The 23,497-nt window shown below is 64.2% G+C and carries 19 protein-coding genes and 1 pseudogene; 10 read left to right on the plus strand and 10 right to left on the minus strand.

From position 1 onward, the window contains the following. The 4 genes from NZH93_RS47690 to NZH93_RS47705 all read left to right on the plus strand — a co-directional run. Positions 1-586 (plus strand): replication initiator (locus tag NZH93_RS47690; protein WP_372507033.1); only part of this gene is annotated, 586 nt, incomplete at its 5' end. After that, positions 586-804, plus strand: coding sequence for a helix-turn-helix transcriptional regulator (locus NZH93_RS47695; RefSeq protein ID WP_259630008.1), 219 nt, complete (start codon positions 586-588; stop codon positions 802-804). The genes NZH93_RS47690 and NZH93_RS47695, both read left to right, overlap by 1 nt. Next, positions 801-2,009, plus strand: coding sequence for a tyrosine-type recombinase/integrase (locus NZH93_RS47700; RefSeq protein ID WP_259630009.1), 1,209 nt, complete (start codon positions 801-803; stop codon positions 2,007-2,009). The genes NZH93_RS47695 and NZH93_RS47700 overlap by 4 nt, the downstream gene beginning before the upstream one ends. Before the next feature lie 660 nt (positions 2,010-2,669). Continuing rightward, complete coding sequence (locus NZH93_RS47705) at positions 2,670-3,290, plus strand: VldE C-terminal domain-containing protein (protein ID WP_259630010.1); 621 nt, start codon at positions 2,670-2,672, stop codon at positions 3,288-3,290. Between the two features lie 109 nt (positions 3,291-3,399). Here the strand turns inward: NZH93_RS47705 and NZH93_RS47710 are convergent, their stop codons facing one another. The 4 genes from NZH93_RS47710 to NZH93_RS47725 all read right to left on the minus strand — a co-directional run bounded on the left by NZH93_RS47710 (position 3,400) and on the right by NZH93_RS47725 (position 8,617). Further along, positions 3,400-3,735, minus strand: a complete 336-nt coding sequence (locus tag NZH93_RS47710; RefSeq protein WP_259630011.1) for a WD40 repeat domain-containing protein — start codon at positions 3,733-3,735, stop codon at positions 3,400-3,402. Positions 3,736-4,038: 303 nt separating this feature from the next. Continuing rightward, the gene (locus NZH93_RS47715; protein ID WP_259630012.1) at positions 4,039-5,022 is read right to left on the minus strand and encodes a hypothetical protein; all 984 of its coding nucleotides are present in this window, start codon (positions 5,020-5,022) and stop codon (positions 4,039-4,041) included. Next, positions 5,019-7,280, minus strand: coding sequence for a hypothetical protein (locus tag NZH93_RS47720; protein WP_259630013.1), 2,262 nt, complete (start codon positions 7,278-7,280; stop codon positions 5,019-5,021). The genes NZH93_RS47715 and NZH93_RS47720 overlap by 4 nt, the downstream gene beginning before the upstream one ends. Further along, positions 7,277-8,617 carry an AfsR/SARP family transcriptional regulator gene (locus tag NZH93_RS47725; protein ID WP_259630014.1) on the minus strand — a complete coding sequence of 447 codons (1,341 nt, stop codon included), beginning with the start codon at positions 8,615-8,617 and terminating at the stop codon, positions 7,277-7,279. The genes NZH93_RS47720 and NZH93_RS47725 overlap by 4 nt, the downstream gene beginning before the upstream one ends. A 148-nt stretch (positions 8,618-8,765) precedes the next feature. Here NZH93_RS47725 and NZH93_RS47730 point away from each other — a divergent pair, with 148 nt between their 5' ends. Next, positions 8,766-8,963 (plus strand): DUF397 domain-containing protein, encoded by a 198-nt coding sequence (locus NZH93_RS47730; RefSeq protein WP_259630015.1) that lies wholly within the window; start codon positions 8,766-8,768, stop codon positions 8,961-8,963. Between the two features lie 5 nt (positions 8,964-8,968). Here NZH93_RS47730 and NZH93_RS47735 read toward each other — a convergent pair whose 3' ends face one another. Continuing rightward, positions 8,969-9,886 carry a helix-turn-helix domain-containing protein gene (locus NZH93_RS47735; protein WP_259630016.1) on the minus strand — a complete coding sequence of 306 codons (918 nt, stop codon included), beginning with the start codon at positions 9,884-9,886 and terminating at the stop codon, positions 8,969-8,971. Between the two features lie 91 nt (positions 9,887-9,977). After that, entirely contained in the window at positions 9,978-10,166 is a 189-nt protein-coding gene (locus NZH93_RS47740) for a hypothetical protein (protein ID WP_259630017.1), read from the minus strand. A 226-nt stretch (positions 10,167-10,392) separates the two neighbouring features. On the opposite strand from NZH93_RS47740, the pseudogene NZH93_RS51375 reads away from it, so the two are divergent. Together NZH93_RS51375 and NZH93_RS47745 are read left to right on the plus strand one after the other, a co-directional pair. Continuing rightward, positions 10,393-10,731, plus strand: a pseudogene (locus NZH93_RS51375) (Arm DNA-binding domain-containing protein); the annotation flags it as partial. 65 nt (positions 10,732-10,796) lie between these two features. Next, the gene (locus NZH93_RS47745) at positions 10,797-11,564 is read left to right on the plus strand and encodes a site-specific integrase (RefSeq protein ID WP_259630018.1); all 768 of its coding nucleotides are present in this window, start codon (positions 10,797-10,799) and stop codon (positions 11,562-11,564) included. 346 nt (positions 11,565-11,910) lie between these two features. Here the strand turns inward: NZH93_RS47745 and NZH93_RS47750 are convergent, their stop codons facing one another. Together NZH93_RS47750 and NZH93_RS51150 are read right to left on the minus strand one after the other, a co-directional pair. Then, positions 11,911-13,287 carry an esterase/lipase family protein gene (locus NZH93_RS47750; RefSeq protein ID WP_259630019.1) on the minus strand — a complete coding sequence of 459 codons (1,377 nt, stop codon included), beginning with the start codon at positions 13,285-13,287 and terminating at the stop codon, positions 11,911-11,913. Beyond that, positions 13,280-16,843 (minus strand): tetratricopeptide repeat protein, encoded by a 3,564-nt coding sequence (locus NZH93_RS51150; protein ID WP_259630020.1) that lies wholly within the window; start codon positions 16,841-16,843, stop codon positions 13,280-13,282. The genes NZH93_RS47750 and NZH93_RS51150 overlap by 8 nt, the downstream gene beginning before the upstream one ends. A gap of 1,053 nt (positions 16,844-17,896) precedes the next feature. On the opposite strand from NZH93_RS51150, the gene NZH93_RS47760 reads away from it, so the two are divergent. Next, positions 17,897-19,114, plus strand: a complete 1,218-nt coding sequence (locus tag NZH93_RS47760; protein ID WP_259630021.1) for a hypothetical protein — start codon at positions 17,897-17,899, stop codon at positions 19,112-19,114. 483 nt (positions 19,115-19,597) lie between these two features. Here the strand turns inward: NZH93_RS47760 and NZH93_RS47765 are convergent, their stop codons facing one another. Next, a complete protein-coding gene (locus NZH93_RS47765) occupies positions 19,598-20,611 on the minus strand; it encodes a DUF4917 family protein (protein ID WP_259630022.1) in 1,014 nt (337 codons plus the stop codon). 245 nt (positions 20,612-20,856) lie between these two features. Between NZH93_RS47765 and NZH93_RS47770 the strand changes: the two genes are divergently transcribed. Further along, on the plus strand, positions 20,857-21,012 hold the full coding sequence (locus NZH93_RS47770) for a hypothetical protein (RefSeq protein WP_259630023.1): 156 nt from the start codon (positions 20,857-20,859) through the stop codon (positions 21,010-21,012). Between the two features lie 994 nt (positions 21,013-22,006). Here NZH93_RS47770 and NZH93_RS47775 read toward each other — a convergent pair. Then, positions 22,007-22,450 (minus strand): MarR family winged helix-turn-helix transcriptional regulator, encoded by a 444-nt coding sequence (locus NZH93_RS47775; protein ID WP_259630024.1) that lies wholly within the window; start codon positions 22,448-22,450, stop codon positions 22,007-22,009. Positions 22,451-22,532: 82 nt separating this feature from the next. Between NZH93_RS47775 and NZH93_RS47780 the strand changes: the two genes are divergently transcribed. Then, entirely contained in the window at positions 22,533-23,264 is a 732-nt protein-coding gene (locus tag NZH93_RS47780) for an SDR family oxidoreductase (RefSeq protein WP_259630025.1), read from the plus strand. The last annotated feature ends 233 nt before the right edge of the window (positions 23,265-23,497 follow it).

Below are 23,497 nucleotides of genomic sequence, written 5' to 3' on the forward strand. Positions count from 1 at the left end.
GACCACCACGGTCCGACCGGACGGGACCGAACTCCTCCTGGTGTGGGGTACCCAGGTCGACGCACAGCCGATCCGCGCCAGCTCCGCTCACGAGGTGGAGGACGAATCCGGCGCGATCAGCGAACAACGCCTCGCCGGATACGTCGCCAAGTACGCCACTAAGGGCACCGGCAAGACCGAAGCCGCAGACCGCCCGATCAAGTCCCAACTGGAGATCGACTACCTGAGGGTCGCGACCCACCACCGCGCGATGATCCAGACCGCGTGGGACCTCGGGCACCTGCCGCAGTACGCCGAACTCAACCTCGTTCGCTGGGCTCACATGCTCGGGTTCCGCGGCCATTTCCTCTCCAAGTCCAAGGCCTACTCGACCACGTTCCGCGCTATCCGTGGGGAACGTCGTGCCTTCCGCGCACAGGAAACCCTCGACCGTCTCGGCTACACCGCCGACTCCGTCACCGTCGTCAACGACTGGCAGTGGACCGGGTCCGGCTACAAGAACGACGCCGAACGCGAACTCGCCTCGGCCATCTCCCAACGGGTGCGCGAGCACCGTCGCCGTAAGTACGAAGAGGAGGCAGCGTGATGGACGAGAATCTGTTGCGGGGCAAGTGGTACACCACCGAGGAACTCGCGCTGATCCTCGGCGTCGACTCGTCCACCCTTCGCCGATGGCGTACAGCTCGCCCGCCTCAAGGACCGCCGTTCGTCTCGTTGTCGAGCCGCGTGACCAAGTACAACTCGGGTGACGTCGAGAACTGGTTGACCCGTGGCCGGATCGACCCCGGAAAGATGGCCTCATGAGCGCGCGGCCCATCACGCCCGTTGGCGTACCCCTGTCCTCGGACATCGAGGTTCGCGCGAACAGGGCGAGTCCTTACCGGGCTCGTGTCCGCTGGGTCGATCCGGTGACGAAGAAGCGGCCGTCAAAGTCAGAGGCGTTCGGCACTGCCGACGCCGCCCAAGAGTGGATCGACAAGCTCGTGCGCCTGGCGCAGCTCGGCGTCACACCGTCAATGGCCACCATGACGCTCTCCGAGTACGGCGAGGCTGTCTCCACGTTGGCGCTCCGCGGCTTGGAGAAGAAGACCCTTGACCCGTACTTGGCAGGGTGGCGGAAGCGCGTCGTGCCGACCCTCGGGCATCTCCCGGTCGCCATGATCACTCATGGCGTGGTCGACCGGGCAGTCCACGCATGGATTGCCGAGGAGTACAGCCGGTCCACGGTCAAGAACAGCATCGCGGTTCTCGTTCGAATCATGGAACAGGCATTGCGAGACGGAATCGTGGACAAGAACCCTGCGCGGGTGAGCGGGTGGCAACACGAGTACGCCCGCGCTGAAGACGAGCTTGACGACCCGCGTTCGCTCGCCTTGCCGGATTGGGACGCGCTGACCGACTTGGCTACCGCGCTCGTCGCTCGATCTGCCGACCACTTCGCCGGGTGGGGCAACGTCGTGCTGTTCGCCGCATCCACCGCGGCTCGAATCGGGGAAGTCTCCGGCGTCCGTGCTGGGGACATCGACCGGCGCACATGGATTTGGACGGTGCGCCGTCAGACGACTCCTGGTCCCGGCGGACTGCTCGACAAAGGCACCAAGGGCAAGCGCTCGCGAAAGGTGCCGCTGATTCCCGAGGTGCGGGATCTGGTGACCAGTCGGTTGGACGCGATCGGTACTGATCCGACGGCGCGGATGTTCACCGGTCCCCGTGGCGGCCGAATCTCGACGGCGGTTCTCCGGGACGCGACGCATTGGGATGAGGTGGTCACCAAGCTCGGATACGAACACCTCCGGCGCCACGATCTCCGGCACACCGGGCTCACGTGGATGGCGGACGCAGGCGTTCCCCTGCACGTTCTACGGAAGATCGCGGGACACGGATCGCTGACCACCACACAGCGGTACCTGCACCCTGATCTTCAGACCATCCACGACGCTGGCGACTCGCTCACGGCCTACTTGGACACCGGTCGGTCCCCAAGTGGTCCCCAACTGCGGGCCGTGTAGATCAAGACAAGATCGTTCCGGGGACGCGAAAAAGCCCCGCTGATCAGGTATAACACCTGTTCAGCGGGGCTGATTCAGACCGTCGGGACGACAGGATTCGAACCTGCGACCCCTTGACCCCCAGTGTCGACCAAAAACTCGCTGACCTGCGGAAACGTTTACGCCGGAGAGCAGTTGGCGTCAGCTCGACGTTGTACGACTCCAGCCGGGCACGATGGGCGCTCCAAATTCACTCCTTCTCCTTCTGCCACCGTCCACGCATCCAAGTGGACGAGCGCACTTGACGCGGAACGTGGTGTCGAATCCTGGTGTGTTCGTGAAGGTGACGATGCTGTGGCACGCTTCCACGATCGTCCGCACGATAGGCAGATCGAGTCCGCGCCCTCCCGCTGCCGTCGGCCAAGCGCACGAGACGTTCGCAGATCCGTTCCTGGCCGACTTTGGCGATGCCAGGACCGGTGACCTCGACGGACAGCACGACGTGACCGTCCACGCCCCATAGGACCGTCACTTTCTGTAGCAGCGTTCTTACCAGCGGAAATGTGAGCATCAACACTCACCCGTGATGTTCCCGTGTTCATTTCGTAATATGGCGCGCTGTGTGAGCATCCCCTGTCCCCCAACGCAAGGTGTTCCCGAATGTCGGGCCGACATAGAACGATGCAGACAGCCAGCAAGAAGCTGCCCATCGCAGTCGCCGCCACCCTCACCGTGGGCCTGGCCGCGACCTTCTGGACCGTCCGCGTTCTCGACCAGCCGGTCGATCCAGCCGGAGCAGCCGCCCATCTGGCCGCCCCGTCGACCTCCGTCAGCCAAGACCTGCCACCTGTCACGACCTCGACCTCCGCGCCGCCATCCTCGCAACCTCCGGTGACCACGACGCCGCCGCCAGTGACCACGACAGCACCCGAGACCACCACGCCGCCCTGTCCGACCACCCTGGACGGCGTCAAACCGCATGTGGCGCAGGTAGGTCACCACCTCGAGGGCAAGTTCGGCGTCGACGACATCGGCGGCGCCACCGGCCGGGGCGGCTCCGGCGAACACCCCCTCGGCCTGGCGCTGGACTTCATGGTCGACACCGCCACCGGCAACGCCCTGGCCGACCACGTGCTGGCCAGCCGCCAAGCGTTCAGTGCCACCTACGTGATCTGGCGCCAGCGCTACAACGACGGCAGCGGCTGGTCCCCGATGGAGGACCGGGGCAGTCCCACGGCCAACCACCTGGACCACGTGCACGTGTCGTTCCAGGCGACCGCGACCGTCGACATCACCTGCTGATCTCTTCGAGCGGCATGCCAACCCGCCCCCAGCAGCAACGGCCGGTTGACGCTCGCACCTGGCAGGTGCGCTGGCAGCGCAACGATCGCCAGCGCACTTAACGCGTGGATCAACGACAAGCCAGGTCGTCGGGCACAGCGCTGTCCACCATCGCCCGCCACTCATCCGCGGTGAGGTCCCGTCCCGCCGTGATGCAGGCGGCCTTCACCAGCGCTTGGTCGGGGATGATGCCCAGTTCGCCGAGCCCGGCCCGGATCGCGCCCTTGCGGGTCACGAGGACGTCCTCGCCCGACATGTCGAGCACCACCGCGGTCAAGTCCCCGGCGTCGGTGGGTTCGGCGAGCGTCACCATCCACCTGCCGTCGCCGGAGAACGCAACGCCGATCTTCCTCGACGACTCGCCAGGAAAGGTGGCCACGGTCGAGCCGGTAGCGACATCGGACACGGAGATCTCGTAATTGTCCCTGGCCCGTGCGGACAAGGGTCCCGTTACCGGCCGGAGTCCAGACGAACCCGGTGACGGGACCCCGACAGTTGGACCAGGTGGACCGACCCAAGGGGGTCACGTCACCTGGACCGACCCAAAGGGGTCACGTCAGTCCCTGTCTAACGTTGACGACGGTGCGGCAGGACGTGGAGCGGTTCGGGAGGATGCTGACGTGGCCCCTTCTCGCCGAGTTCGAGGACGAGGATGCTGCGGACGTCGGTGCCGCTGCCTACCTCACTGGTGGTGCGGACAAGCGCCTGATCAGCTCTTGCCCCCACCGGGAATCGTCGCGCGCCTGCTGGTGCCCAATGACGTCGACCTTGTCTCCTTGACACCGGCCAGCTCGTTATTGCTCCATTCTCGCAACGACTGGAGCAATGCACGCAGGTCGTCCTCGATCTCCCAGCGCTCGATCGCATCGGACTCCAGCATCCTGGTCAGGAAGTCCACCACCACTTGCCTACTGTTGTGCCGTTCCTCTGCCAGCACCTGCATCACTTCCGTGATGCTGTCCTCGCGCAGCGATAGCTGCAACGCGAACTGGTGGTAGTCACCTTCGACGATGATCCGCCGCAGCCGCTCGACCTTCCTAAGCAGCGCGGCATGCGCGAGCGTGGGCTCGTCCATGCCGAGAGTGATGAAGACCCGCATCGAGAGCCCGAACTCTTGGCCGAGCGGTTCACCGGTCAGCGCGTCAACGACGGCCGACTCCGCGTCGTGCACCTGCTCGATCTCGAACTTCCGCGTGACGGCGCGCAGGCGCGTCGTCATCTCGGGCATCAACGCGCTGGCCACGTTGGACAACCCGGAGCTGACGGCGACCTCCGCGTCCTTCACCTGCCAGCGCATCTCGACGACCGCGTCGAAGAAGCACTGATCGCCCGCGCACGGTAGCTTCATCTCGACACGGGTCAGGTGCACACCCATGTCGATCTCGTACACGTGACACACCCGCTGGGCCATCAGCTTGCGAGCTGGGGGCTGCTGGTCCGGCGGGAACAACAGCCTCTTGCCGGACGACGTCACGAACAGCCTTGCTGTTCTGGCATCTGCGGGCATACGGCCGCGCAACGCGTCCCACCTACCGAGCGGGCAGTCCCCCAGGATCGGCCCCACAACGACGCGAGGCCGTTCCAGCACCGGCCGAGGCTCCTCCTGACCGCCCTCCTCAGTCTCACGGCCCTCGTCACCCGCGGAGTAGCGGCGCGCCGGCAAAACAGCGTCGTCGGACAACTGGCGGGTCATGACGCAGTCCTCTCACTGTGCAGCTGTATGGCGTTCTCGAGTACGCGCGCGGTGTTCTCCTCGACGGGATCGGACCAGTCGCGACGCATCCGCTCGATGAGGTGCTGCAAGCGGCGGAAGTCGCCATGTCCAGCGATCAGGTGCGGGATGAAGGCGGCGAGCGCGTCGAGGCAAGCCGGGTCCTTCTCAGCCGTGTGGACCCAAAGCCGGAACAGCCTCTGCATCACCTCACCTCGATCCCGGCTGCGCAGCCCCCACCTGACCAGGTCCGAAATCTCGTATGTGCGGCTGGGATCGTTCTCCACCAACGTGAGCAGCAAAGGCCAGCGCTTCCGATCCATCGTTCCCAACCGATCGCTCCGCCCTACCGAATGAACCAGCCGATGCCGGTCGTACCCACGAAGGAAGATCAAGTACTTGATGCTCCACCGTGCTAGTTCGCGGACACTCTGTCGTTCGCTCCGAGTCCAGTCGGCGAGCTGCAGCAGCACCGAAGGCACCTCACCGAACGCCAGGAGATTCGCAACGCTGTATCCGGCGACCCGAACGAGGTCGCTGTGGCCGACACTCTGCAAGCCCGACCGACGTTCGGACGGTGTACCCAGTACACGGAGTTCACGCAGCGCGTCGCCGATTCGGCGTAGTCCCAGGTCATAGCCGAGTGCCATCGCAGCGGTCCACTGCTGGGCTTCGTTGCCGTACCGCCGCCACTCCTGGAGCCGTTCGAACACAGCATCTGTCATCCGCTCGTCGCGTGCGGCTTGATCCAGCGCGATCGCGGCGAACCACCGGCGGCGTTCTCCCTCGACTCCTTCGGTCTCTGCCAGTGGTGCGATGTTCTCCGTGAAGGTGCCTGAAAAGGACAACGAACAAAACAGTCCCATGGTCTGCGCTGCGCGCACCCACACCATGGGCCTGCTGTCGTCACTCAGTTCCGTGAGCCATTCCAGGACGGCTTCGCGCAGCTTGTGATGCCGATGCCAAAGATGACTGAGCAGCACCACCGGGAAGCGATCGTCGGCGAACATGACCAGCTTCGTGGGAGTCCCGACTCCACCGAACGATACGATCCCATCCTCCATCGTGGCGCGTGACGCAGGCAGGTTGACTCCGTGGTCCTCCGCGAACAGCGACTCTTCAGGTCTCTTGGCGTGCTCCCCCTTCGCCTTCTTCAGCAGCTTGGTCGCCAACGCCCCGCCCGCATTCACGACGACGTCGTACTCCGAACTGTTGAACACAGCCAAGGAGATTCGGAACGCGGTAAGGCGGAGGGCCTCCGGCAACGTGCTGACCGGGCCAGCAAGCTCCGCGAACCACTCCTCGACCTGCTTGCGCACTAGCAACGCCGCGCGTGTCTCGACACCGGACAGATCGATCTCGCCGCGAGCCATTTCCGCTAGGAACCCCGCGATCTGCGCGACCTCTGAGGGTTTGGGCTCCGCAGCAAGCGCGCTTCGCAGACCGTGGTTGGCGTTGAGTTGCTGGATCACCGCGCCGATGTCGCAGTCCTCGTCCCTCAGGTCCTCCCTCAGATGGCTCAGGATCAGATCGTCGACGTCGGGAGGTAGGCATGGCCGGGCAAACTCACCGAGCATGTGGTCTTGGCCATCGCGATGACAGATCACCACGAAGTAGGCCCCCTTGAGCTTGAGCTTGCCCGCGAGCTCTTCGAGCACACGCTCGGTCAACGCTTCTGCTTGAGGCTGCGAGAGCTCCACGAGGTAGCCGTGATCGTCTTCGAGCTCAGACTCACCGAACTTGGCGAGTTCCTCGCTGCCATCGACTCGCGAGATCTTGCCCGTGGTGAATGCGTTGAGCAGTCGCAGCGCGGTGGTGAAGCGCCCAGTATCCGGCCTGCCATTGAGCACGAGAACCTGCATTCGCTCCAACGTGTCCAGCAGATCTCCGTAGTTGACCACCGGCACATAGCGGCTGCGGACCCACTGGAGGACTTCATCCCTGACAGGGACGGCGCGAAGGTCTCCGCTGGAGCTGGAAAACCTGTAGTTGTAATAGATGTACCGATCGCCGACCTGCAGATCCTCGATGGACGCATCGCGGTTGAAGGTCATCGCTCCCGACGTCGTCAGGGCCCTGCCACGCAGGTAAGCCTCGTCGAGGTCCTGCTGATCAGGCTCCTTCGCACCTCCCGGCCCTGATGACGAAGTAGCGTCCGGCGACTCGGTGGCGGGCTTGCTGTCGCCCGAACTTGGAGGGTCAGGGGGTGGCGTTGTGGCGTCAGCCTTGTCGTCGCTCATCCCTCACCGCCCAAGTGGTAGTGGTGCACGGCATCGCCGTTCTGCTGAGTGCCGATCGAGGTGGTCCCGTTGAACACGAACGAGTACGACTTCTGCGCGGGTTTCTCTTCCTGCCGTTCGGACGAGCCTGACGTCCTCCCCGGTGGCACCGAATCCCCCGGAACGCGCACCCATCCGTTGACGTCGTCAGCCTGGCAGTAGGCCCAGCGGTCGTGCCGGTCGACGAGGTCGTACAGCTCAGCGGTGATCGCGATGACGAGGTAACTGCCCGCTGCGGCTCGAAGTCGGTCGTGCGCCGACAGGGAGCTAGCGAGATCGTGCGCCCTCTCGACGTCGTCCACGGCAATGCCCGCGATCACCGGTTGGTGGACCAACTTGGAGAGCCGGCCAAGCCCGCGATCGAGCACGGCAGGGGGTGTGATGTCCGGAGGAAGGTCGCACAACAGATGATCCGCCATGACTCGCACCGCGATGTCGTCACGCCCGAACGCGTCGGGAATGAGCGACCGCAACGACTCGAAGCCGTGAGACTCAGTCTTGAGTACGACTACGAGCCGACCTTCGGAAGCACGGGCTTCGCGCCGCGCGAGCGGTTGGAGGCTGGGATCGTTGCGGAGCAGGCGGGTGTGCATGTCCTTGATCTCCTGGCTGATGGGGAGGGCGGATTCGTCGAGCGCCTCCTGATGACGGGCGATGACGGCGATGGCATCGGTGCCGCGGCCGGACAGATGCAGTGCCCGTGCGGTGAGGCACGTGATGGCCGCATCCTCTGGATGTGCGGCGTACAGCCGCGTCAGGACCTCGATCTGATTGCGGTGGTTTCCGAGTTCGATGCCGACCTCGGCGGCCAACCGCTGTGCCTCACGACGCGCTGCATCGAGCTGCGCCCGTTCCTCGTCCGCGCGCGATGTCGCCACGCCCGCCAACGGGTCCCCGACTGCCAGGTCGAGAGCTTGAGTCAACGCCGCAGCCGCTTCGCGAAGGCCTGCAACAGATCCCCTGTTGGACGCGCGTGCCTTGGTGACGAGCACGGTGAACTGGCGGGTGTCAACCAGCTCGTCCGGGACCTTCAGGGAACGCAGGCCGTCTTTGCTCTGCAGCGCGTCCGGGAATCCCGCCTGCTCCAGGAGTTCGCGGAGCACCTTCATCTGCTTGGCGAGCTCGGTTTCCGCGCTCGCGGGAGGGTCGTCCCACAACCACTCGTACAGTGCGGTGAGCGTTGCCGGTCGCCCGTCGCGGAGCAGCAGCCGACCCAGCAACCATGCGGCCTTCTTCGCAGGGCCGATTCGCTGCCCGTCCACATATACGCCCACCTCTTCCCAGACACGGAACTCCACGCGTCTCCCAGGTAAGTCCATGGCATCCTTTCGTTAGCCAATGGCAACGTCTCACCAACCGATCGGAACCTCTGCACCAACTGTTCAGCAATCGCGCCATCCATCGTTTCTCTCACGGCAACAAGAAGCCGACGAACAAAGGAGAAACATGGACAACTACGGACTTATCTGGAAGAAGAGCACCTTCAGCGAAGGCGGGGGTGAATGCGTCGAGGTGGCGATGGCGCAGAGCGGCGTTCTCGTACGGGACTCCAAGAATCCCGCCGGCCCTGTCCTCTGGTTCACCAAGCTCGAATGGATCGCATTCCTGTACGGCGTTCTCGCGGGCGAGTTCGGCCTCAGCTGACCGGGTCAACGCCCGAGGCGTGACGCCTCGCCGCTGTCCAGTGCGGCGTTGCGTCTCGTGCGTCCGATCAGGTCGTCGATGAGTCCGCGAGCCTCCTCGTCGAACAACGACATCTCCTGGAGCACGGACCACCTCTGGCGATATGGCTCTATGTCTTCCAGCGAGTCCAGGGTGAGCGGACCATGAATCATCTCCAGCGAAACCACCGTCTCTCCCTCATCTTCATAAATGACGAATCCGTGCGAATAGGTGGCCAATGCTTCACGGTCGAGCGGTATCAGACCGAAAACGATATTTTCCAGCGTGGAGATCGACATCAGCCGGTCCAGCTGGGCGATCAGCATGCCCGGAGGCCCAGGCCGCCAGCACAGTGCTGTTTCCGTGACGATGAATTCGAACTTCTTTCCGGCTTTGTACAGAGCGAGCTGGCGGTCCATGCGCCCGGTTACCGCTGCCACCAGGGCGTCCTCGTCGTATCTCGGCGAGAACAGCGAAAAGACCCGGCGTGCATAGTCGGGAATCTGCAGCAGCCCCGGCACGATGGACGGCTGATAGGTGCGCACGAGGGTGGCGTCGGCTTCCCAGCCACCGATCTCGTGCTGCAGATGCTTATGACCGTGCAGAGCGGCGGACCAGGAATGCGCCTCGAGATGGGCGTCGCCGGTGAGGACCACAAGCCACCGCACCGCTTCTTCTCCAGCATCGAGCACCCTTCCCCACCTCTCCGCCTCGGACGCGGTCGGCAACGCCGTGCCCGCCTCGATCCGGGAGACCTTCGACTGGCTCATCGCAGCCCTACGACCGAGCTCCCTGCCCGACAGTCCGGCCAGGAGACGTAGCCGCTTCAACTCCCGAGCAAGGATCTGCCTGGAGGAACCGCGCTCATCCACCGTCGGCCAGCCAAACTTGCCGAGGTGATTCATATTGATTCATCACGAGTCACAATGAGGCAGGGAGGCGGCGGTGTCAACGCTGGAGCGATGCTTCGATCAGGTGAATCGTCGTCTCGACGAGCTAGCTGAACCGGTCGATCAAGGCGACGTGCTCGTCGACGCCGTAGGGCAGGGCGCGCGCCAGCAACAGGTCAATCTCCTTGTCGATGAAGCAGCCCACGTCGCAGCGCAGCGACAGCACTGCGTCCAGGGTCGAGCCGCCAGCCGCATCGATCTCGATGGCATCGACTGGCTTGCGCGACACGGTCACTAGTCCGATCGAGAACCGCCACACGGACCGGAGCCTGTACGAAGTTCGTAATGCGCGGCTCTCCAGCAAATCTCCGGGCGAGCACCACCGGTTGTCATGGTCACAAGTGACGACCGCCTGACCAGCCGTGATAGCCCCTGTGGTCGCGGTGTGGTCGCCGTCGGCTCACGCTCCGGTTCTGCGCTCCGTCCAGCGCGGACGGAACCGAGGACCGGAGGAGACCGACATGAAGAGTCCGCATCGAGGGCGGGTCTACCGTCGCTGTGCCTGCCGCAACACCGACGGCAAGCAGCTCGGCGCCCGCTGTCCCAAGTTGGCCAGCAGCAAGCACGGCTCCTGGACCTACGCGGTGGACCTGCCGTCGCTGGACGGCACGCGTAGGACACGACGCCGCGGCGGCTTCGCCACGAAGGCGGATGCCCAGGTCGCGCTGAGCAAGGTGCTGGAGTACGAGCGCACCGGGATCGTGATCGATGACAAGCAAACTGTCGCCGACTACCTCGTGAAGTGGTTGCGCAGCAAAGGATTGACGCTCAAGCCGACCACGATGGCGAACCACCACGCGTACGTCCACAAGGACCTGATCCCCCGCCTCGGCACGATCAGGCTCAAGGAACTCACCCACGACACGTGGAGTTGTTCGTCCACGACCAGCTCGCCTCCGGCCGCGGCCACGTCACCTTGCGCCGCTGCGTCGCGACCCTGTCCAGCGCACTCGGCGATGCCGTGCGGCAGCACCGCCTGGCGCACAACGCGGCCGAATACACCTCGGTCTGCCGACCCACGAAATACGAACGTGCGTGCTGGTCGCCCGCCCAGGCCGCGTGCTTCCTCAGGTACTGCACACAGCAGAACGATCCGCTGACCGACCTGTACGAGTTGATCATCGGCACCGGCCTGCGCCGGGGCGAGGCACTCGCACTGCACTGGGCCGATGTCCACTTCGACGACCACGTGCTCTTCGTCCGCCACACCCTGTCCAACATCGACAACTCCACACCGGTGTTCACCGCACCCAAAACCAAGAGCAGCCTCGCCTGGGTGGGCCTGTCCGACCGGGTCTGCGCGGCGCTGCGACGGCAAGCCGAACGGCAGCCCGGTCGAGCACTGGTGTTCACCCGCCGCGGCGGTCAGCCGCTACGACCCGAGTACGCCCTGCGGCACTTCCACCAGCTCACCGCGCAAGCGGGTCTGCCCCGGATCAGGGTGCACGACCTGCGGCACTTCGCCGCGACGACCATGCTGAGTTCGCAGGTCCCGTTGGCCATGGCGTCCAAGACGCTCCGCCACTCGACGCTGTCGACCACGACGGAGATCTACGGCCACCTGCTCAAACACGTCGCCCTCGACGCCGTACGAGCCATCGAAATCGCCCTGGCGGGCGCCGACGCTGCATAATGCGACCACATCGCGACCACAAACGGACAAAACGACACCAGCGGGTTTACCTTGAAAAGTAAACCCGCTGGTGACAGACCGTCGGGACGACAGGATTCGAACCTGCGACCCCTTGACCCCCAGACGACCGAAATCACGCTGACCTGCGGAAACGTTCAGATCGACGAAGCTGGCAACGCCACTGACGCAGGTTAGACACCGTTCACCGCAGTTAAGGCACGACCTGCTCTCCGGATTCGCTCCTTCTCCTGTCCGCCGAGCACCTCACGTCGTCCTGTACACGACGCCAAACCACCCGCTGTCACCGAAGTGCGAACGTCATCTGAAGTCGGTATACGCGGGAGCGTCATGCATTAACGCTCGTGGGGTCCCAGACGAGGATCGGGATCGTGACGGGCGTAACGGGTGATCCAGGGCGGATCCCGGTAACACGGATTTCGTAGCCTCCGGGTGGGAGCGCGGGTGCGCTGGTGTGGAAGATTCCGCCGGTGCTGCTCGGACGGCGGGAGAAGACCAGTCGTTCGTGTTCGTTGACGATGGTGATCTGGATGGCTTCTCGTGCGCCCGGCGGGAGTTGCGCGGTGATGGGGACCTGGTCGCCGACGAGGACGATGTCCGGAGCGGTCAGTTGGACTGGAACCGTCGCTGGTGCCCGTCGACGGATGGGGATGGTGGTCAGGATTTCTTCGACTTCGTCGAGGACGTAGGGGTTGGCTTGGATGCTGCCGTGGTGGTCGATGATGCGGCGGACGGTGTTGGTGTCCATCGGCAGGTCATGTCCGATCGCACCGGCAAGGGGGACGGTGCCATCGCCGTAGTCGTTGTCGCCGTCAATAGTGTCCAGAGGTTCGGCTCGACCGTCGATGATGTGGATGGTGCTGACGGTGGTCTGGCGGGCGCCGATGATGGCGTGGGTCATCGCCAGGCTGGCGGGGCGGGCGGATTCGGCGCAGGCGAGGCCGTGGTGGAAGGCCTGTGCGTCTGTGGTCATGGTGGTGTCGAGTTCGGGCAGGGTCGTCTCGGTGAGAGTGGCTAGACCGCCGGGTTGGTCGATGCAGGCGTAGGTGGGAAGTAGTTGGTGCAGTGAGGGCATGCTGCGGGCGAAGGCGGTGAGGTCGACGGCGAGGGGGCCGACGTCTTTGCGGACGCCGTTGACGAGGGGTAGCAGGGCTTTGGCGGCGCCGCGGTAGGGGGTGCCGAGGGTGATGAGTTTGCGGGTGATCTCGGCGCCGCCTTGGTGTTCGATGTACCAGCGGGCGAGGAGTCCGCCCATGGAGTGGCCGATGAACACCAGTCGCGCGTCGCGGTTGTCGGGTGAGGCGGCACGCCAGCGTTCGAGTGTGGGTTCGACGAGGGTGGCCAGGCGGCGGGCGTTGTAGCGGTTGGACAGTCGCCAGTCATAGGCGATGGGCAGCAGGTTGCCGTGGTCCTCGTGGTACCCGAGGGCGCGCAAGCGTGTGAGCAGGCTGGTGTAGCCGCGGATCGGTGTCCAGAGCCCGGGAATGACGTGGAGGTCGGGCATGAGGACGCCGGGTTCGACGCCGTCGTCGGGGTGCTCGTCGCCGATCCCGTCGGGCAGCTGTAGTCGGTTGAGGTTGCGGCCGAGGGTGCCGATCGCGCGGAGGATGGCTCCGGCGGAGGGGGCCCAGATGGGGGTTCCTTGTCGGGTCAGGGTGCTGCCGGTGATGCCGGGGAGCACTACGACGAGGTCATTGTCAGGCATCCAGGCTCGTTTCGGTCAGGGTGGGGACGAGCGTCAGGACGGCGGGGTGGGTGACGCCGAGTTCGGCGAGTCGTGTGATCCAGATGTTGCGGTTGGCTGGTGCCTGCTGGAGTGCTTGGCGGAGCAGGGACGGTGCGGTGTCGTCTTCGTCGATCGCGGCGGCAAGGGCGAGATGAAATGCAGCGTCCGCAGCCTCTTCGGCTGTCCGCGCGGCGTGGAGGGCGATCACAGCGAGGCTGCGGACAATCGCGGCACCCGGTTCTTCGGCGGCGTCGTGCAGGAGGGTAACGAATAGTTCGGTGTTGTCCAGTGCTGCGAAAACCTCGGCCAAGAAGTCATCGGGTTTGGTGCTGGCAAGGTGCAGTAGCGCTAACGCCACTGTCACCGCAGGTTTGCCGTCGTCCTGTATCTCGTGGACGAGCTGGTTCAGGTAGGCGGAGAGTAGGTCGTCGAGCAGATCTGTTCGACGGTCCGTCAGAAGGCGTTGCTGTTCTTGGGGAGCAGAGATGACGAACTCTTGAGCCAGGACAGCAAGGAGCAGTGGGCGGTAGGCTGCCTCGACCCCGTCGGATTGCGCCATGGTGCGCAGTTCTGCGTAGCGAGAGGCATCAGCCTCGGGGACTTGGAGCAATGCCTCGTTCACCGCTACGTCGAACGTGTCATCCAAAAGTTCTAGGTGAGCCGCCAGATAGTCGTACTCGTCCTGGTAGCTGGGGGTTGTTGTCCAACCGGAGGCAATTCCGAGCATCCCAGGATCAACGACGAGCCATAGAGGCAGCGGCGAGAGATCGATATCGATCCACGCCTGCCCCCAGAGCTCTGGGTTGGCTGCCCAGTGATGTCGCGCTGCCGAATGTGCAGCGGCAAGCAGGCTGCGGTCGTCTTCCTGTGCGACCGCATGCAGCCATGCTGTGGTTCCTGGGTATCCCGGTTGCGCATAAAGGGCCCGGTAGAGGAGAAGTGATGGCCGTGTTTGCTTGCCAGCTACCGCCAACGCATCTCGCCACACCTCATCGGCTGCGTCACGGCCATTGCTCACTGCCAGATACCCGGACAGATTGTTCAGTGCCGTGGCGAGGTTGGGTAGGTAGGCCGGGTTCTCCTCAGCCAGTGCCCGGTAATAAGTGACCGCTTCCTCCGTCGGTGCCACCGCATCCCCACGCCGACCCACCTCGCTGTAGTGGTTGCCGAGGTTGGCCAGCGTCGCGGCGAGGTCGGGTAGGTAGGCCGGGTTCTCCTCAGCCAGTGCCCGGTAATAAGTGACCGCTTCCTCCGTCGGTGCCACCGCATCCCCACGCCGACCCACCGCGTTGTAGCGGACGCCGAGATTGGTCAGCGTCGCGGCGAGGTTGGGTAGGTAGGCCGGGTTCTCCTCAGCCAGTGCCCGGTAATAAGTGACCGCTTCCTCCGTCGGTGCCACCGCATCCCCACGCCGACCCCAGAATGCTGCGATATCAGCTACCTGAAGCGCGGCCAACGCCACATCGGCTCGGAGTTCGGATCGCTCGGATGCGATGTCGCGCAGACCAGCAAGCCCCTGGAAACCCGCGTTGGCCGCGTGTACCCAGGCATACCGCCACAAATACACAGGCGTCTGTGCCGGCACCCCTTCGGTCAGCAGTTGGTCGTACTGACTCAAAAGCGCTGCAGTGACAGGGAGGGCCGCAGGGTTAAAGGGATCCACACCAGTGGGCCGGAAGGGCACCCGCAGATGATCAGCGAAGCTCTGATGCGCCAACCGGTACACCGCGACACCGGTGTCACCGTCCTGCACGACATAGCGACCCAACTGGTCGAGCACCCAACTCACGTCGTCACGCCCCAGATCGGTCCCAGCCAGCACGGAAGCGACCGTCAGCCACTCCTGTTCAGGGAAACCGGCCCCCACCGCCCAGGTCAGGGCAGTCACCATGGCACGAGCCACCTCACGTGCGGCGGATTCACCACCGTCATGCTCGGGAGGGGGCCCGACCCGAGCGAGATCGACATCGAAGGCATCCTCGATCGAGTACGCGATCCGGCCTTGCCACCGTGGCAGGACAGTGCTCACCGGCCTTGCCCGAAGCTGATCGGTGATAACCCTGGCCAACAGGAACGGCCGGTCCGCAGCAGCCAACACCTCACCGGTCAAATGCGCGGCCACAGCGGAGGCGTCCATGTCCGAGTGCACCCCGGTGAGGCGTTTACGCACGTAAGCGCCGATAGCGGACCGCGCGGACTCCAGACACTCCGCGCTGTCCAAATCCAGCACCGCGACCGGGAGTAACTTGTCCACCAAGCTGGATCCATCCTGATGAGTCAACGGCCGAGTCGAGACCACCACCGTCGCGAACGGAGCCAGCCTGGCGATAAGATCCTCAGCAATGGAGAAGGCCTGACCGCGGGCCTCGTCCAGCCCGTCGATCACCACGACCGCCGGGTCGGCCCCGGCTTCCATCGCCCGCTGAACCGCCCCCAGCAACTCCGCCGCATTACGCCGGCCAGCCGGACCTGGTTCGAGAACGTCCGAGCGAATCAGTTGACCGTCGAGTGCTTCGGCGACCCGTTCGACCGTCAGTCCTCGCGCGTGGACATGCGCTGCCACCGACCCGACACCAGGGTCCGCATGCCCCCACCCCTCATCAGCACGCTGTAGCCGGTCACGCTCATGCGGGTTCGACACCGACACCACCCGGCCGACGACAGCCGACTTGCCAGTACCCGCCGACCCCACCACCACCCGCACCCCGGCCTCGCCTGCCAGGGCCCAGGACACCACTGTGTCCACCTCGACGGTCCGGCCGGTGAACCACGACCGCGCATCACCGGGATCGCCGCCGCGCGCTGCCCGCAGGAGGTGCTCGACAACCTCCTCCGGCGCACCCGCGTCGTACAGCGGGTTCGGCACGATCGCCAACGGGTGCCCGTTCTTGAGGAACTCCGGCCGCTGATCGATCCCCGACCACTCCTCCTGCAACGCCAAACCCAGGTCCTCGCCCAGGACTCGATCGTTGTGTTTGGACCAGCGCCGTTGCTGATCCGCCGAATCCGGTCCCTTGGTCAGCAACTTCACCAACAACCGGCCGAACGCCCCATCACGTGCACCGATGTCCGCCGCGGAACACGACACCAGCATCCCCAGCCACACCCGGTCGCCCGAGGTCTGCACCTGCTCCAGCAACTGTCGAGCCATCGCGACGGAATCCAAAGCGGCACTTGCCTGGCAGGTATCGATCATCAACAGAAGTTGACTCGCGCCGGACAAGACACAGTCGCGGATCACCTCCGACGCGGCCACACCGTCGGCCTTGTCGCGGGTGGCCAGCCGCAATCCACCCCGATCGGTGCCGTGACCACTCCACAGCAGCACCAATGTTCCGCCGTCGGCACCGCCGTGCACCGACTCCAGATGTTCCTGCACCGCAGCACGATTGGGATCGATCAACGGCTCACCCGCGAACGCCGGTAACAGTGCCTTCGCTACCGCCTCGACATCAGCGACCGCATAGTCAAGATCAGCTAACTCTGACGAGTCGTAGTGATCGATCCCCACGCCGACAAACACATCACGCCGCACTACGCCGCTCCCCGCTGTACGAGCCCTCAGACGTTGCCACCCAACGCCACGGCCATCCGCACCAGCGCATCGACGGCACGGTCCGAACAGCCACAGCGGGTCCCCTCAGGTCACCCCTTTCAGTCGTCCACACCACCAAAGTCGTTACCGGACATGCACGGCGACGCCATGTGTCAGCCGCAGGCATTACCCGTGCATGCCGGGATATGAATGGTTCTCACGCATTGAATCTTCAACCAGTGAAAGAAAGCTGACTGTCCGAGTGCGTTACCACGTTGTTCGAGCCCTCGCCTATGAAGAAGCACGAGGTTCCTTCAGCGGGCCCGAATCAGCTCCGATCCAGGATCGGTCACCATGGCCCTAATGCGAGGCAACCCACCATGGTCTGCACCGCAGCCACGAGCTCACTGTGCACGAGCACTGCCGGATGAAGACCATTCGCGTGAGCCCATAGCCCAGCCACCGCTGAACCCGCGACGGCGCGAGATGCCTACGAGCCCCTAAACCTTCGCCACACAGTACCGACAGGCAGCTGACGTTCGCGGGTCCACACATCACCAGACTCGCCACGCGCTACTATCACCAAGCAGAAGCGCGAAGGCCTGCACAACTTGAGACATATTGATCTCAGCGGAACCGAAGAGACGACCACTTGTCTACGCGGTAAAACTCCTCCCCCAGTGTCGACCCAAAACTCGCTGACCTGCGGAAACGTTGACACCAGAGCGCAGTTGACGTCAGCTCGACGTTGTACGACTCGGGTCGGGCACGATCCGCGCTCCGGATCCGCTCCTTCTCCTTCTGCCACCGCCCACGCATGCAAGTTGACGAGCGGCCTTGACAATCCGTCAAGTGACGGTGGAAGAACCGAACCACAGCGCCACCCGATGCCTCAGCAACCTGCATCCTGGATGTCAAGAACATGCGCTCACAACGCGGTGCTCACACCGGATCGCGACGTCGTGCGCATCTGACATCGCATCCCGGTGTTGCACAATCCTGGGTGTGGCTGGGCCATCAGAAGGTCAACAGGCAGATCTCCAGGTGGTGCTGATGGCGAACAGCTTCTGGGACGGACCCGAGGGTCAGGAGATCCGCTGGCGTCGGAGGTGGCTACGTGTTCGCAGGCTGCACCTAGACGGCGAGCCGGAACAGAAGGGCCAGCGCGGTGGTCGATACCGAACGGCTGCTGCACAACGAGGCCTGGTCGATCAGTTGGCCGCATTCAGCCATGGCCACTTGACCGGTCCTGTCGTGCTCGATGTTCAGTTCTACAGTGGTCGGACGCAACCACCCGGCCCACACAAACTGGCCAAGCATCTACTCGACGTCCTCGGCGCTGTCCGAGCCGACACGCGACTGCCCGGTCGTCGGCACGTGCTCTACCGGGACGACCGTCAGGTGAAGCTGCTCCACGTGACTCTATGGACTTCACCGCCCGGCCAAAGCGATCCGAGCACCCCGCACACAGCGATCACCGCCAGACCCCTACGTGACGTCGTTGCTGATCTGGACCTGGTGCGAACGGTCGACGAATGGGACAACCGCTACGGAGACCACGACGACGATTCCCCGTTGACGATCCCTCCGATTCCTGATCTCGACCATGAGCAGACCTTCGACCCCAGCTTCGCCGCCGGTCTTGAGCAAGCGGAGGACCGGCGAAGGCTCAATACCACCTTGGCCGCCCTTGACCATGGCCGTCTGCAGCAAGCCTTGCTGTCGCGAACCGATGCCCTGCTCAGCCGCATGCTCAGCAACTCATCGGACTGGATCAGCGGCGCTCGTCCACGTCTGCGTCCGTATTCTGACCATCCTGGTCTGAACCAGGCCTATGCCGAACTTGACCGCACCATCGCGGACAGCCGTGAGCTGCTGCTGTCCGGCCCGATCACTCTGCCGCTACCGCAACTGCCCCAGGTCCGCGGCCAAGGCGCAGAATTTGCTGCCGCCGTTCATCGGGCGATCGAGGAGATCACGTCCCGGCAACCGGTCTTCGCGCCACTGTGCGTGCCACTGAAGGTCATCCTGTTGGTCATCCCGCCCGACCAGGGCAAAGACCTGGACAACCTGGCTTTGCAGGTCCTTCCCGTCGTCGAACAGGTACTGCGCCCACCATCCATCAACTCCTACGAGGTCATCGAACTGACGAGAACACCCGTTGACCCACCCGCAGGCCTTATGCGACTCGGTCTCGGTGACGGCCACGATCCACGTAGCACCTGGAAGCAAGTGACTGACTACGTGGAACGAAGGATGGAACGCCGCTAGAAACTCCGAGACGACGACTCAACCGACGTGGACGTTGATGCCTCTCACCGCCGTGCCCTCTATTGCTGCACATACCTAATAACGTGCGGTCGAATGCACTCAGTGATGCTCGGGGAGCTGGCGAGTAGGCCGTCACGGACCAATAAGATAGACACTTTCTGTGAACCACCGCCGCAGCCATGCCCATGAGCGGCCCTTGGTAGCAAGTTCGCGTGCGCTTGCCGGACTTGGGATCCTTGCTGGGAGCCGGGCTGCGAAAGGTCCATTCATCCAGGAATGCCTGGTTCGACAACCCTCGATGCCACCGTCACCCGATAAACCCGCGATACTTCCTGCACCCGCGTAACTCTCCACGCCCACCTGAAGATCCCACTTCTGCCATCGCGCCAACCAGGCATTAACGGCCCTTCGTCACGAAAGTCTTTAATTCGGACTTCTACACAGAAGATGCGTACGGAAGGCCTGATCAAATCCGAGTCGCGATCACGCTTCGATCTGCAAGGCCGGATCACCAAGGGGATGGGTAGTGGAGTCGAAAAACAGCACTTGCAGAGGACGCAAGTCCTTTCTTAGCTGAAGTTTAATCGCCATGATGTCAGCGGGATCTTGATGGGGGTATACGGATACGGCAATCGAGCGCTGCTGACCAGTAGCCAACGCCTCAGCGACGTGACGGTCCGAAGCTCCCAGGCCTGCCCCGAAGACAACTGTGTGTGCTTGATCCTCCTGCAAGCGGCGGTGCGCGAAGCTCAAGTAGTCCGAACGTTGGATGGCGCGCAGTTTGTCAATGGATCTACCCTCACTGACAAACAGAGGTTGCTTACGCCTCTCTGCTCGATAGCGGCCTCGGAGGTCATCGAGCAGTCGCTGATGCAGATTGGCGGTGGTCCACTTTCCGCTTGCGCCAGTGACGGCATCACGCCAAAGATGCAGGCCGCCGTGCAAGTGCAGGATCTCCGTCTTATTTATACCAACGTTGGCATTGAGAGCGTCGAATGTGCTGCCAGCGTTCCAAAAGAGGTCCGCGACCCTCGGCCGAATACTATCGAGCTGAAGGGACCAGTACAGCAGCAGATCATAGTTCAGGGTAAACACTGTCTTATATCTCACCATGTGCTGACCGAGCGCTTCACGAGTGGGCGTCGGAACGACATCCCACGGAACATGCGTTGCCCCAACCGCGTGAAACAGGCCATCACGTACCTGGTCATAGACAGGATCCACCCAGTCGAAAGGCGCCCCCACCGCAGAGGCCAACCCCCGCGCCAAGGACAGCCCTGCCAACACCTCTTCGAAGTTGGAGGTCTCCAGCTGCTCAAAAGCAGCTCGAGCTGACTTGTCAAACTCGCTCACAGCGATCTCGTACAACGAGGTGTAGCTGAAGCCGGACCAGATGTTCACGCTGGCCCCATTGCCGAGCAGCAAGGTGTTCCAGTCTGCTTGGTCTTCGATCTCTGGCCAGGCCGACAGGTTGGGGGTAACCGCGACATCAATCATGGTGTCCCATAGCTCCTTCAATCTCTCGTGAAGGTGCCCATCATGCCGTGAGCAGACCGGGTTCCTCATCGCCACACCGCAGACACTGCCTAACCAGTCAGGCCTTCGACAGTACGGGAGCCGCTACGACTAGTTCGTTGACCACGAACTTCCGCCGGGTTGATGACACTCAGACGGAGTCTGCGGATCGCGTTGTAAAGACCCATGCTCGGTGATTTAGCCGTCGTCAAGCATGGGAACAACTGATGGCCGAACCGGTCCAAGCCCGCCGATTATCCGAGCACGAGGACCGCCGCCTGCTGCACTACGTGCGCCGGGGCTGGCAAGGCACGATCCGGATGCGACAGGCGATGATCATCCTGGCTTCGTCGTCCAGAACACCGGCCCCGTCCATCGTCTGACTGTTCGCCGCGGACGCCGACACCATCCGGGATGTGATCCACGACTTCAACACCCGCGGTCTGGCAGCCCTGGACCCTAACTGGGCGGGAGGCCGTCCCCCGCCTGATCAGCCCCAACGACGAAGCATTCATCGTGGCGACGGCCAAGGTCGCCCCGCTCGGGCGGGCCTGCCCTGCCCTCGGTGGAGCCTGCGCGAACTCGCCGCCCACCTGGCCCGCAACCCCGACCGGCGGGTCCGCCTCGGCCGGGAACGAGTACGGCAGATCCTGCGCCGGCACGGAATCAGGTTTCCAACGCACCCGGACCTGGAAGACCTCGAACGACCCCGCCGTCGACACCAAGCTCGACCGCATCGACGAGGTCCTGACCCGTTTCCCGCACTATTTCGACTTCGACCAGCTCGGGCCGCTGTCCATCCGCCCACACCACGGTTCCTGCTGGGCGCCGAGAACCAGACCCAACCGGCTGCCTGCGAGCTACCGGCGCACACACGGCATCCGCTACCTCCACGGCTGCTACTCCATCGGCGAAGACCGACTCCGGGGCGTGAACCGTCACCGCAAAGGCGGCGACCAAAGCCTGACCGTGTTGAAGTCGATCTATGCTGCCAGACCCGACGGCGCGCCTATCTACGTGATCATGGACAACCTGTCGGCCGACAAGACGCCTGGGGCCCTCAAGTGGGCGACGTCCCACAACGTCGGGATCTACTTGACCCCGACCCACGCCTCCTGGCCAACCCTATCGAAGCGCGGTTCGGGCCTTCACGGACCTTCGTCATCGCGAACTCGAACCACCCCGAGCACGTTGTCCTTGCCCGTGAACTGCAACGACACCTGCGTTGACACAACGCCAACGCGAGACACCCCCGACATCCTCGCAGCCCAACGCCGCGAACGAGCTCGTGTCCGGAGCGAAGGACATCAATGTTGGGGTCGAGCACCCACCCGGACCGCAACCTGACCAACCCGGCAAACCCAAGTCGTCAGCGCACTAGCCCGGCTGCCCGCGGCGTGCGACGAGTTCGTCCTCGATCCGCCGCAAGGTCGCGTTGACGAGGTCGAGGGTCTCGGGGTCGTCGATGATCCCCGCGAGCGTCCGGCTCCACGAGTCGCGCAGGTGCCGGAGGTCCTCGTGTGCTCGTGCGGTGGGATAGAGGTGCACGCTGCGGGCGTCGTGTGGGGCGACATCGCGGCGCACGAGCCCCTTCTCCTCAAGGGTGCGCAACGCCCTGCTGAAGTTGCTGGAAGGCAGCAGGGTCGCTTCCGACGCCGCCCGCGCTGACGTGCCCGGATTGCGTTGGATGAAGCGGATGACGGCGCTCTCGACGGGGGTGCACATGTCGATGGCGCGGTCCTGCGAAGCGCGGATCTGCCGCCCGACCGCGAGGACCAGGTCCGCGAGGTCGAAGAGGCGGGAGACCTCGGCGTCGTTCACCGGACCATGATAACTTAGCTATCGAATGATAGGTGTCAGATGATAGGTAATGGCACCTCCGAGACAACGGGAGGCACAGCAGATGGACATCAACGGAGCCGTGGTGCTCGTGACCGGAGCGTCATCGGGCATCGGGGCGGCGACGGCACGGGCCGCGTCGCGAGCCGGTGCGCGAGTGGTGCTGGCGGCGCGCAGGGAGGAACGCATCCGGACGCTCGCCGACGAGCTGGGCGACGCCGTGGCGGTGCGGTGCGACGTGACGGATCCCGAGCAGGTCGAAGTGGCCGTGCGCACGGCGAAAGACGCGTTCGGGCGGATCGACGTGCTGGTGAACAACGCCGGTCAGGGCCTCCACGCCCCGATCGACGAGATCGACCCCGACGACTTCCGCGCCGTGCTCGACCTCAACCTGGTCGCGCCCCTGATCACCATGCGCGCGGTGATCCCGATCATGCGCGAGCAGGCGGCGGGCAGCATCGTCAACGTGAGCTCCGGGATCACCTTCGGGGCCCTGCCCGGATCCGGCGCCTACGCCGGGTCCAAGGCGGGTCTCAACAAGCTGTCCGCGGTGGCGCGGGCCGAACTCGCGAACGCGGGCATCGCGGTCTCCACGATGTACCCGTTCATCACGGCCACGGAGTTCGTCGACTCGATCCGGGCGGGCAACGAGGCCGCGTCGGCCCTGGAATCCAGCCACGCGCCGCAGCCCCAGACGCCTGACCAGGTCGCCGAGGCGATCCTCGACCTGGTCAGGACCGGCGCCGAGCAGGCCGACCTGGTCCCGGAGCGGTTCGGCGGCAGCTTCAAGGGCTGATGTCGGCGACAGGCACGACACGCGGTAGTCCCGCGGCCAGACACTCAGATCGTCGGAGTTCAGGCATGGCTCCAGCCCGTCGTTCCGGACGACGAACGTTCCTCGCATGACGCGCTGGCCCACGGCTACACCAATGCTGCGTTGGTGCCGTGGATCCAGCGAAGGGAGATTCGCCGCGAGCAATCGCCTTTGCAGCGTGCCCGCGTAGAAGGTCTGCGAGATCACCACTAGGT

Origin of the sequence: Umezawaea endophytica (assembly GCF_025061645.1) — a bacterium.
Classification (GTDB): Bacteria; Actinomycetota; Actinomycetes; order Mycobacteriales; family Pseudonocardiaceae; genus Umezawaea; species Umezawaea endophytica.

Bases quoted from the DNA above. Each gene is read 5' to 3' on its own strand.
- NZH93_RS47765 (WP_259630022.1), bottom strand. From the start codon at position 20,611: ATGATTGATGTCGCGGTTACCCCCAACCTGTCGGCCTGGCCAGAGATC.
- NZH93_RS47700 (WP_259630009.1), top strand. From the start codon at position 801: ATGAGCGCGCGGCCCATCACGCCCGTTGGCGTACCCCTGTCCTCGGAC.
- NZH93_RS47720 (WP_259630013.1), bottom strand. From the start codon at position 7,280: ATGAGCGACGACAAGGCTGACGCCACAACGCCACCCCCTGACCCTCCA.
- NZH93_RS47695 (WP_259630008.1), top strand. From the start codon at position 586: ATGGACGAGAATCTGTTGCGGGGCAAGTGGTACACCACCGAGGAACTC.
- NZH93_RS47730 (WP_259630015.1), top strand. From the start codon at position 8,766: ATGGACAACTACGGACTTATCTGGAAGAAGAGCACCTTCAGCGAAGGC.
- NZH93_RS47770 (WP_259630023.1), top strand. From the start codon at position 20,857: ATGGCCGAACCGGTCCAAGCCCGCCGATTATCCGAGCACGAGGACCGC.
- NZH93_RS47735 (WP_259630016.1), bottom strand. From the start codon at position 9,886: ATGAATCACCTCGGCAAGTTTGGCTGGCCGACGGTGGATGAGCGCGGT.
- NZH93_RS47715 (WP_259630012.1), bottom strand. From the start codon at position 5,022: ATGACCCGCCAGTTGTCCGACGACGCTGTTTTGCCGGCGCGCCGCTAC.
- NZH93_RS47780 (WP_259630025.1), top strand. From the start codon at position 22,533: ATGGACATCAACGGAGCCGTGGTGCTCGTGACCGGAGCGTCATCGGGC.
- NZH93_RS47760 (WP_259630021.1), top strand. From the start codon at position 17,897: ATGGCGAACAGCTTCTGGGACGGACCCGAGGGTCAGGAGATCCGCTGG.
- NZH93_RS47750 (WP_259630019.1), bottom strand. From the start codon at position 13,287: ATGCCTGACAATGACCTCGTCGTAGTGCTCCCCGGCATCACCGGCAGC.
- NZH93_RS47705 (WP_259630010.1), top strand. From the start codon at position 2,670: ATGCAGACAGCCAGCAAGAAGCTGCCCATCGCAGTCGCCGCCACCCTC.